A 10,499-nucleotide genomic window follows, 5' to 3' on the forward strand; every position below is an offset into this window, starting at 1 on the left:
ATAGCAGTAACCGTTGCGATGCAACAGTTTAAGTTGAAGCATTAGGAGATCGACAAGGCAGAACACAGCCGCGAAGTACGCGAGTTCGTGGCTCGCCAACCAGCGCAAGGCAAGATTCATGCAGCTAAGGCCCTGCGTCCGAGCCCAGTGCAACTCCGGAATTACGCGCGGAGATGACTTCAAAGACGTAGCGATGACATGGTTTGATCATGGGTACCGCAGCGGTAACAAGTCGACTGCTTCGGTCTCAACGGCCAGCCAAGCCATAGCGGTGCATCGAGTTTGGATACCATTGCAGCGCCACGCAGCACCGCCCAGCCGGCACCGAGGAACCACCGCGATGACCATCCCAGCGCCGAGAACCGACCCAGGTCGTTGGTGATCCGCCAGTGATCCAACAGGATGACCCCGATCGCGACGTCGACACCACTACGGCGGTGGACCCGGGAATGGCGCGGGCGGGCGCCGCCGCCGCGGCGCGCAGGCGCGAACTCGACATCAGCCAACGCAGCCTGGCCGCCGACGGCGTCATCAACGCCGGTGCTTTGATCAGCTTCGAAAAGGGGCGGAGCTGGCCGCGCGACAGGACCAGGGCCAGGCTCGAGGGGGTTCTGCGCTGGCCTCCGGGCACCATCAACCAGCTCAGGACGGGCGGTCCGGCCGGCGGCGACGACCAGACCGAGGTCGTCCGCAGGGATCAACCGGGCGACGAAGGGTCGTTGATCGCCTTGGCCGTGGTCGCGGCGGTGAACACGCTCGGGTCGACGATCGACTCGCTGCCCGCCGCGGACGACCCGGACTTTACCCCCCGGATCACGGCGATCCTGTCCGATCTGCGGCAGCTCGAGGCGGTCGCGGCGCGCGCGACGCGCATCGGCAAGGTCACGCCGACGCTGATCAGGGCGCTGAGCACCGTGCGCCGCCGCGTCGAGGAGTTGACGATGCTTGCGGCGACGGCGCAGCACGCCACCCTCGGTCAGCGACTGTATGCCGCCCGTCGGAACTCGAACCTGACGATCGTCGAGACGGCTCAGGCCGCCGGGGTCGCCGAGGACGTCATCGCGCGAGCGGAGTCAGAACAGCCCGTCCCCGCTCCCGCGGTGGGGGCCATCGAGACTCTCATCGGTCAACTCGACTGGCGCTGAAGGCCCCGTGGCGTCAGTGCCGGTCTCGGCCGCGTTCGTCGTTGGCCGGGAAGTGCTCCGCGAGGGCTGCGGCGATCTCGATGAACTTGCGCCTCGTCGGGGCGGACATCTCGGTGGTGCCCTCGATGACGCCGCCCGGACGCAGATGAGGATCGAACGGAACCTCCACGACCACCTGCCCCTGGCCGGCGAACTGCTGCGCCAGGATCGCGCGAGTTCGCTTGTCCGCGTGACCGTCTGAGTCGTTGAGCACCACCACCGTGCGGCGGAGCAAGCTCGTCAGGCCGCGGTTGGCCAACCAGTCCATCGTCTGGCCCGCGGCTGCGGCGCCGTCCACCCACGGTGAGGAGACGACGACCAGGGCGTCGAGGTCACGAAGCACCTCCTGGGTCACCGGGGTGTCCATCGTCGAACTGCAGTCGACGACGGTGATGGAGAAGTAGCGGTCCAATCGTGCCGCCGCCTCGCGGTAGATGGCGGGGTCGAGCACCCGTCTCCGGGCCGGGCTTCCCTCGCCTGCCAGAACGAAGAGTCCGGCGGAGTTGTTTCCGACGCGGCTGCGAACGTCCGCGAACGTCTCGAGATGCTGATCTCCGGCCAACTCCCAGTACGACCCAACGGCCTTGGGGTCGACGCGACTGCCGAGCTTGCCGAAGGCGGTGTCGGCGTCGATCGCCACAACGCGGTCTTCCTGGCGTAGCTCGGCGAACACCGAACCGATGCTGGCCGACACGGTGGTCTTGCCGACGCCACCCTTGCCCATGACGCCGACCTTGTAGTTACCCCGCATCAGGACCTTGACGCGGGCCTCGAGCTCCGCCTCCCGAATCTCCTCGGGGGATTGACCGGGGTTGATCAGTCCGAACGACAGCTTGAAGACGGCCAGGCGCCAGCCGCGGGTCGGAGCGACGGGACGGCTGGGGACAAGATCGTCTGCCCTGATCCGGTCCGCGTACGACCCCGGCGGCGGGGAGGGCGCGCCGCGCGGATCCTGACCGTAGGGCTGTCCCTGCCAGCTGCCGTATTGCGGTGGATCCGGTGGCGGGCCCTGACCCTGAAACGGCGGCGGCCCCTGACCCTGAACCGGTGGCGGGCCCTGACCCTGAACCGGTGGCGGCCCCTGACCCTGAACCGGTGGCGGCGGATTCGGGCGCGGCCCACGACCCTGCTGCCAGACGGGAGGTTTCTGATTCGGTGGCTGCGGCGCCCACTGCGGAGGCGGTTCGGGCTGCCTGCCCTGGACGGGGAGCGCCCCGGTGTCGCGAGGAACGCCAGGAGGTGGGCCGTAACGCGACGGCGGTCGCGGACCGCCGTCGGGACGGTCGGTGTCACGTGGCGGCGGCGGCGGCGGAGGCGGTCGCGGAGGCGGAGGCGGAGCCGGGATCTCGTGTGGCGGTTCCGCCTCGGACGTGGGGTCCGGCGGCGCGACGGGTACCGGGTAATCGACGGGCGGGCGGGACGGCACCGGCGCCGCCGCCGGCGTGGACGTTGGCTCCGCGGGAGCCGGTTCGTAGTCCGACTCCTCGGGGCCCGTCCAGCCGAGTTCTCTGCGCAGGGCGTCGTCGCGATCGCTCACGGCACCAGGGCTCCTTTCCAAGGATCAGACGACGAGTCATACGGCATTCACCCAAGTATCAACCACCATGCGCCGTTGGCAGCCGAGCCGTCGCTCACCCAGAGCCGATCAACGTCGAGCAGCAAACTCCAACAGCACTCCCGCAAATATCGGACCGAAGAGGGTGGTCTCGACTCGACGTCCGCACTCCCAGTCGGAAGCCGGCCGGGCAGAGGGTCGGCATCCCGACTGGCCCGACCAGGGCCGAGGATGCGCATGTCGCCCGCTCGTTCCGGTGCCGACGGCTTCCGGCAGTTCAGCGCATTGCCCCACACTGCGCTAGTGACGGATGTGTTGGTGTCGAGTTCCCAAATTGGTGCATCTGAGGTAACGAAACCGCTGGTACCCTCGTAGCCGGTGAGGGGACCGGGACCGCACGTAGCCGCCGGGTGGTTCTGAAACTCCGGCAAATCTCGGCGCGGCTCAAGCAAAGGAGCCGCCGATGCGAGACGTACGTCGATCTCGGTTCCCGCCGCCGGCGACGGCATAGGAAGATGGGGACGAGGGGTAAGTGATGTCAGGCCTGCACAACGCCGGGCGCGGCGGCACCCACATCGACGACGTCGTCGCCGTCGAGGTCACGATCGACGGGATGCTCGTCATCGCCGACCGGCTCCATCTGATGGAGTTTCCGCCGTCCCTGGGCATCAGACCCAACATCCCCCAGCTGGAGCTGCGCGACATCGTCTGGGCGCAGGTGTCCCGTGACCTCACCGCGCAGGGCGTGCTGGACCACTTCGGGGCGCCCCATCCGGAGGTGGCCGTGATGGTCGACACCCTCACCCGTGCCGACCGCACTCTGGAAGGCCGTTGGTGGCGCCGCGACGTCGGCGGCAAGATGGTGCGCTTCGTGGTCTGTCGCAAGGGCGACCGTCACGTCGTTGCCGCCCGCGACGGCGAGATGATCGTGCTGCAACGCATTGCTCCACAGGTCGGACTGGCCGGCATGGTGACCACCGTCCTGGGATCCGCGGTAGCTGCGGACGTGGAGCCGCTCACAGGCGTCGCGAGCAAGCTCGCCGAGTCGACGACCGCGAACCAGTTGCAACAGTTCGGAGTCGATCCCCCGTCGGCCCGGTTGTACGCCGATGTCATCTCAGCTCCCAGCAGTTGGGTCGAGATCACCGCCAACGAGCGGCACCCCGGCGGCACGTACACCCATGCTGAAGTCGCGGCAGGCGTACTCGACTCCCGCCAGGGCCGGATCGTGTCACTTCCCCGCCGGGTCAACGGAGAGTTGTACGGCAGCTTCTTGCCGGGTACCACCGAGAACCTTCAACGCGCGCTCGACGGGCTGATGGAGTTCCTGCCGTCGAAGACCTGGTTCGACAAGAAGGCCGCCGAAGCCAACCACCCGGACTGAGAAAGGCCATCTCTTGGTGGACGAGACACCGCCACACGATCTCGACGACGATCTGGCGGCGCCCGATTTTTACGCACCCGACCCCGAGTCGGATGCGTCGGATCTGTACGCGTTCGATCCGCTGCTCGACACCGGGGACGAGCAGGAGGAACCGCTGGGTCCGACGTTCACCGTGACGAACCCGCCGGAGACGGTTACCGTTTCGGCGTTCATGGACGGGCGCGTCCGGCAGATCGATCTATCGCAGAAGGTGACCACCATGACCGAAGGCGACCTCGCCGAGGAGATCGTCGTCATCGCCAGGTTGGCCACCCAGGATGCGAGGGCAGCGCAGTACGCGTTGATGCTCGAGGGCATGCGCCAACACGGCCACGACGACGACGCGACGCGCGACTTCCTGACCAGAGACCTCGATCTGCCATCGCCGGAGGACGCCACCGCCGACCGTGCGCAGACCTTCATGATGCGATACGCAGGTGACCATGACTGACCAATTGACCGCACTCTTCGGTAGCGCCGTCGGCATGTTGCCTACCGCTCCGGCGCGCTCCCTGCAGATGTTCACCGAGATCACGGCCATCGACGACTCCGCGTGTGACGCCTGGGTGGGACGCATTCGCTGTGGCGACACCGACCGGGCGACGCTGTTCCGGGCCTGGTACTCGCGAGGCAGCTTCGGTCAGCTGGCTGGCGCCGCCGAGGTCTCCATGAACAGCCTGGAGGCGCGTGTCGAGATCGGCGGCCAATTCGGGAACATCACCTACCCGGTGAACTCGCCGCTGTCGATCACGTTGGGCTTCGCGGTCAACGAGGCGGCCGTTGGCAACTACGCCGATGCCATGGAGGCGCTCGAAAGCATGCATGCCAGCGGTGCCGAGCACCTGGTGTCGTGGGCGAAGGCGGTGGTCTACGGAGCCGCCGAACGGTGGACCGACGTCATCGACGAGGTGCGCGGGGCCAGCGCATGGCCGGACAGGTTTCTCGGTGCTGCCGCGAGCGTTGCGCACGGTGTGGCCGCCGCCAACCTCGGACTGTTCAACGAGGCGGAACGCCGGCTGACCGAGGCGAATTCGTCACCTGCGGGTGAGGCGTGCGGGCTCGCCATCGCGTGGTACCTGGCCTTGACGCGGCGCAGCCTCGGCAACGAGGAGTCGGCCGTCGTGCTGCTCGAGTGGCTGCAGGCCACCAACTCCGAGCCCAAGGTGACCGCGGCACTGCGGGATCCGGGCTACCGGCTCGTCACGACGACGGCCGAGAAGATCGCGTTGCGCCGGGACCCCTGGGATCCCGGGAGCGTGGAGGCCGACAATTCGGGCCGCGAGAAGCTGCTCGCCGAAGCCCAGGCAGAACTCGACCGGCAGATCGGGCTGAGCCGGGTCAAGGAGCAGATCGAAAGATACCGGGCCGCAACGCAGATGGCGAAGGTGCGGGCGGCCCGCGGGATGAAGGTCGCCCAGCAGTCCAAGCACATCATCTTCACCGGCCCGCCCGGTACCGGCAAGACCACGATCGCCCGCGTGGTGGCCAACATCCTCGCCGGACTCGGCGTCATCGCCGAACCGAAGCTCGTCGAGACCTCGCGCAAGGACTTCGTCGCGGAGTACGAGGGGCAGTCGTCGGTCAAGACCTCGCGCACCATCGACCGCGCGGTCGGCGGAGTGCTGTTCATAGACGAGGCCTACACGCTGGTGCAGGAGCGAGACGGGCGCGCGGACCCGTTCGGCACCGAGGCACTCGACACGCTGCTGGCCCGAATGGAGAACGACCGCGACCGTCTGGTCGTCATCATCGCGGGCTACAGCGCCGACATCGACCGCCTGCTGGAGACCAACGACGGTCTGCGTTCTCGGTTCTCCACCCGCGTCGAGTTCGACTCGTACGGGCCCGACGAGATCGTCGACATCGCGAAAGTGCTTGCCGAGAGCAATGACTCGACGCTCAGCGAGGAAGCGGCCAAGCGCGTGCTGGAAGCAGCGACCCTGCTGAGTCAGCGCTCGCTCAACGGGAAGCCGGCGCTGGACATCGCGGGCAACGGCCGTTACGCGCGGCAGTTGGTCGAGGCAGGCGAGCAGGGGCGTGACATGAGGCTGGCCAGGTCGGTGGACTTCGAGAGCCTCGGTGTGGAGCAGCTCAGTGAGATCAGCGGCGAGGACATGGCAGGCGCAATCGACGCCGTGCACAGTCGACTGAACATCGGCGACTGACCACATGGCAGGGTTTCGGTTGACCACCAAGGTTCAGGTCAGCGGCTGGCGTTTCCTGCTTCGTCGCGTCGAACACGCCATCGTGCGCCGCGATACCCGCATGTTCGACGATCCGCTCCAGTTCTACAGCCGCGCAGTGTCTCTCGGCATCTTGCTGGCGGTGGTGGTCTGCCTGGGCGCGGGGCTGTTGGCGTACTTCAAGCCACTCGGCAAGCGTGGCAGTGACACCCTTCTCGTCGACAGGAACACCAATCAGCTGTACGTCGTGATGCCGGGAAGCGAACAGCTGCGTCCGGTGTACAACCTCACGTCGGCGCGGCTGGTGCTCGGCAAGGCGGGCATGCCCAGCGCGGTGAAGTCCGAGGAGTTGGACCGCATGTCGAAGGGCCAGCCGATCGGCATTCCGGGTGCCCCGTACGCCACGCCCGTTTCGGGTGCGGCGGAGTCGACGTGGACGTTGTGCGACACCGTGACCAGGCCCGAGAGTGTCGCGCCGACCGTCGCCACGTCGGTGATCGTGCTGCCGCTGACCACCGATTCCTCCGTGGGCCCGATGACGCCGGGCCAGGGGATGCTGGTGTCCTACGAGGACAGGGACTGGCTGGTCACCGATACCGGCAGACACGCCATCGATCTGTCGGACCGTGCCGTGACGTCGGCGGTGGGGATACCCGTCACCGCCAAGGCCACGCCCATCTCGGAGGGGCTCTTCAACGCACTGCCGAACTCGGGCCCGTGGATCCTGCCGTTGGTTCCCGGCGGCGGCGCGCCCAACACCCTTGGGCTGCCGGCGAATCTGGTGATCGGAACCGTCTTCCAGACGGTCACCGAATCGGGGGAGCAGCAATACGTGGTGCTGCCCGACGGGGTGGCCAAGGTGAACGAGACGACCGCGGCGGCGCTGCGGGCGTCGAACTCCTACGGGCTGATCTCACCACCGTCGGTGGAGTCCAGCATCGTCGCGAAGATCGCCGAGCGGACGTTCACCTCGCCCCTTCCGGACACCCCGCTGGACGTCCTGCTGCGCGAAGACGCGCCAACGCTGTGCTGGTCGTGGCAGCGCGAACCGGGTGACCAGTCCCCGAAGATCTCGGTGATCACCGGCAGGCACCTGCCGATCCCGGCCGGCTCGATGAACACGGGCATCGACCAGATCGGGGGCGACTCGACGGTCTTCATCCAGGGCGGGCAGTACGTCCGCCTGCAGTCGCCCGACCCGCGCTACGGCGAGAGCCTGTACTACATCGATCCTCAGGGGGTCCGCTACGGCCTCTCCAACGAGGACACCGCCGCAGTCCTGGGCCTGACGTCCCCTGCGACGGCTCCATGGCAGGTGGTGAGCCTGCTGGTCGACGGCCCGGTGCTGTCGAAGCAGGCCGCGCTGGTCGAACACGACACCCTGCCGCCGGACCCAAATCCGCGGAAGGTGCCCGAGGGCACTGCCAATCAAGCCAATCAAGCCAATCAACCCGTGACCGCGGGAGCGGGAGGTGGCTCGTGACGACAAGGAAGTTCACGCCGATCATCAAGCGGGGACCCCGCCTGAGTCCCGGTGAGATCAACGTGACGCCGCCGGATGACCTCGGCATCGAGATTCCACCGTCGGGCATCCAGAAGGTGCTGCCCTACGTGATGGGCGGCGGCATGGTCGGCATGATCGCGATCATGATCTTCACCGGCATCCGGCAGCTCTCGCCGTACATGCTGATGATGCCGCTGATGATGGTGATGGGGACCGTCGGCTTCATGGCGGGCGGCGGGCCCGGCGGCAAGAAGGTGCCCGAGATCAACGCCGACCGCAAGGAGTACCTGCGGTATCTGGCCGGACTACGCACCAGGGTGACGGCCTCGGCTGCTGCGCAGGTGACGTTCTACAACTACCATGCCCCGCATCCCGACGATCTGCTCTCGATCATCGGCACCAACCGCCAGTGGTCGCGGACGTCGAACGCGGACTTCTACGCCGCCACCCGCATCGGCACCGGATCGGAGGCGGCCGTCGATCGGCTGCTCAAACCATCCGCCGGCTCCGACCTCGCGGGCCCCCAGGCCGCGCCGCAGCCACACCTGGAGCCGGTCAGCCACATGTGGCTGACCAAGTTCCTGCGCACCCACGGCCTGATTCACGACTGCCCGAAACTCGTTCAGCTGCGGACGTTTCCGACGATCGCGATCGGCGGTGACACGGCCGGTTCGGCAGGTCTGCTGGCCGCGATGATCTGCCATCTAGCGGTGTTCCATCCGCCGGACCTGCTGCAGATCCGGGTGCTGACGGACAACCCGGAGGATCCGGACTGGGCGTGGCTGAAGTGGCTGCCGCACGTCCAGCACCAGACCGACACCGATGCCGCTGGCGCGACGCGGTTGGTGTTCACCCGCACCGACGGACTGGCGGATCTGACTGCCCGCGGGCCGCACACCGCTGACTCCGCCCCGAGCGGGCCCTACGTCGTCGTCATCGACCTGACGGGCGGTAGGGCGGGCTTCCCCGTCGACGGCCGCGCCGGCGTCACCGTGATCACGCTCGGCAACCACCGGTCTTCCTATCGGGTCAGGGTCGACGCGGACGGCACGGCGGACGACCGGCTGCCCAACCTGAACTTTCGGTTGGTGACCAGCACCACCGACGGGATGACGCCCACCCAGGCCGGCCGCATTGCCCGCAAGCTCGCGGGCTGGTCGATCACCGGCACGATCATCGACAAGAGCACCAGGGTGCAGAAGAAGGTCTCGACGGAGTGGCACCAGCTCGTCGGCGCCCAGACCGTCGAGGAGGTGACCCCGAACCGGTGGCGGATGTACACCGACCTCGACCGCGATCGGCTGCGGATCCCCTTCGGCCACGAGCTGAAGACCGGCGAGATCCAGTACCTCGACATCAAGGAGGGCGCGGAGTTCGGTGCGGGCCCGCACGGGATGCTCATCGGCACCACGGGTTCGGGCAAGTCGGAATTCCTTCGCACGCTGATTCTTTCGCTTGCCGCCACGCACCATCCCGATCAGGTCAACCTGTTGCTGACCGACTTCAAAGGTGGTTCGACGTTCCTCGGGATGGAGAAGCTGCCGCACACCGCGGCGGTGGTGACCAACATGGAGGAGGAAGCCGAGCTCGTCAGCCGCATGGGCGAGGTCCTCTCCGGTGAGCTGGACCGTCGGCAGTCGATTCTGCGCCAGGCGGGCATCCAGGTCGGGGCGGCAGGCGCGCTGTCCGGTGTCGCGGAGTACGAGAAGCACCGCGAGCGCGGCGCCGACCTTCCGCCGTTGCCGACGCTGTTCGTCGTCGTCGACGAGTTCGCGGAGCTGCTGCAGAACCATCCGGACTTCATCCAGCTGTTCGACCGGATCTGCCGCGTCGGGCGGTCGCTGCGCGTGCACCTGCTGCTTGCGACGCAGTCGTTGAACACCGGTGGCGTCCGGATCGACAAGTTGGAGCCCAACCTGACGTACCGCATCGCGCTGCGTACGACGAGCTCGGCGGAATCCAAGGCGGTGATCGGAACGCCTGAGGCGCAATACATTACGAACAAGGAGAGTGGCGTCGGATTCCTTCGGGTCGGCATGGAGGACCCGGTGAAGTTCCACAGTGTCTACACCGGGACCAACTACGTTCCGCCTGCGGTCGACTCGGACCTCGGGGATTCCACGCCGAAGCACGCCGCGCAGAGTCCACTGCGGATACGTCCGTTCACGGCGTCTCCGGTCGCAGAGGCGATGACGGTATGAGCTTGCGAGGACGGGAGCGAGCGGGAGTCGAGAAATGAGCGCCGAAGGGAAAGTCCAGAAATGAGTATCGAGCCCGAGCAGCGGGTGTTGCGCGAGGTCGTCCTCGGTCAGCTAGGTACCGGCGAGTCGCGCGCGTACCGAATGTGGTTGCCGCCGTTGACTGATCCGACGCCCGTCAACGAGCTCATCGCGCGCGATCGGCGGGAGCCGTTGCGCTTCGGGCTCGGCATCATGGACGAACCGCGTCGGCATCGCCAAGAGGTGTGGGGCATCGACGTCTCGGCGGCCGGCGGAAACATCGCCATCGGTGGCGCACCGCAGACCGGCAAGTCGATGTTCCTGCAGACGCTGGTGTTGTCGGCCGCGGCCACGCACACACCGCGCCAGATCCAGTTCTACTGCGTCGACATGGGCGGCGGCGGGCTCATGTACCTCGAGGATCTCCCGCA

At 67.3% G+C, this 10,499-nt stretch carries 8 protein-coding genes; 7 read left to right on the forward strand and 1 reads right to left on the reverse strand.

Going from position 1 to position 10,499, the window contains the following annotated elements:
- Nucleotides 1-449: 449 nt before the first annotated feature.
- On the forward strand, nt 450-1,145 hold the full coding sequence (locus tag QOI01_RS23125; RefSeq protein ID WP_526385102.1) for a transcriptional regulator: 696 nt from the start codon (nt 450-452) through the stop codon (nt 1,143-1,145).
- Nucleotides 1,146-1,158: 13 nt separating this feature from the next.
- Here the strand turns inward: QOI01_RS23125 and QOI01_RS23130 are convergent, their stop codons facing one another.
- Nucleotides 1,159-2,721, reverse strand: coding sequence for a MinD/ParA family ATP-binding protein (locus tag QOI01_RS23130; protein ID WP_526385088.1), 1,563 nt, complete (start codon nt 2,719-2,721; stop codon nt 1,159-1,161).
- 553 nt (nt 2,722-3,274) lie between these two features.
- On the opposite strand from QOI01_RS23130, the gene QOI01_RS23135 reads away from it, so the two are divergent.
- The 6 genes from QOI01_RS23135 to QOI01_RS23160 form a co-directional block, all read left to right on the forward strand.
- Nucleotides 3,275-4,123: an ESX secretion-associated protein EspG gene (locus tag QOI01_RS23135; RefSeq protein ID WP_526385090.1), complete on the forward strand. Its 849-nt coding sequence runs from the start codon at nt 3,275-3,277 to the stop codon at nt 4,121-4,123.
- A gap of 13 nt (nt 4,124-4,136) precedes the next feature.
- Nucleotides 4,137-4,613, forward strand: a complete 477-nt coding sequence (locus tag QOI01_RS23140; RefSeq protein WP_526385092.1) for a YbaB/EbfC family DNA-binding protein — start codon at nt 4,137-4,139, stop codon at nt 4,611-4,613.
- Nucleotides 4,606-6,327, forward strand: coding sequence for a type VII secretion AAA-ATPase EccA (gene eccA / locus QOI01_RS23145; protein ID WP_526385094.1), 1,722 nt, complete (start codon nt 4,606-4,608; stop codon nt 6,325-6,327). The genes QOI01_RS23140 and eccA overlap by 8 nt, the downstream gene beginning before the upstream one ends.
- 4 nt (nt 6,328-6,331) lie before the next feature.
- Nucleotides 6,332-7,828: a type VII secretion protein EccB gene (eccB, locus tag QOI01_RS23150; protein ID WP_526385096.1), complete on the forward strand. Its 1,497-nt coding sequence runs from the start codon at nt 6,332-6,334 to the stop codon at nt 7,826-7,828.
- Entirely contained in the window at nt 7,825-10,050 is a 2,226-nt protein-coding gene (gene eccCa, locus QOI01_RS23155; protein WP_526385098.1) for a type VII secretion protein EccCa, read from the forward strand. Before eccB ends, eccCa begins: the two co-directional genes overlap by 4 nt.
- A gap of 60 nt (nt 10,051-10,110) precedes the next feature.
- Nucleotides 10,111-10,499 (forward strand): FtsK/SpoIIIE domain-containing protein (locus QOI01_RS23160; protein ID WP_526385100.1); only part of this gene is annotated, 389 nt, incomplete at its 3' end.

Source organism: Mycobacterium sp. (assembly GCF_032162605.1).
Lineage (GTDB): Bacteria > Actinomycetota > Actinomycetes > Mycobacteriales > Mycobacteriaceae > Mycobacterium.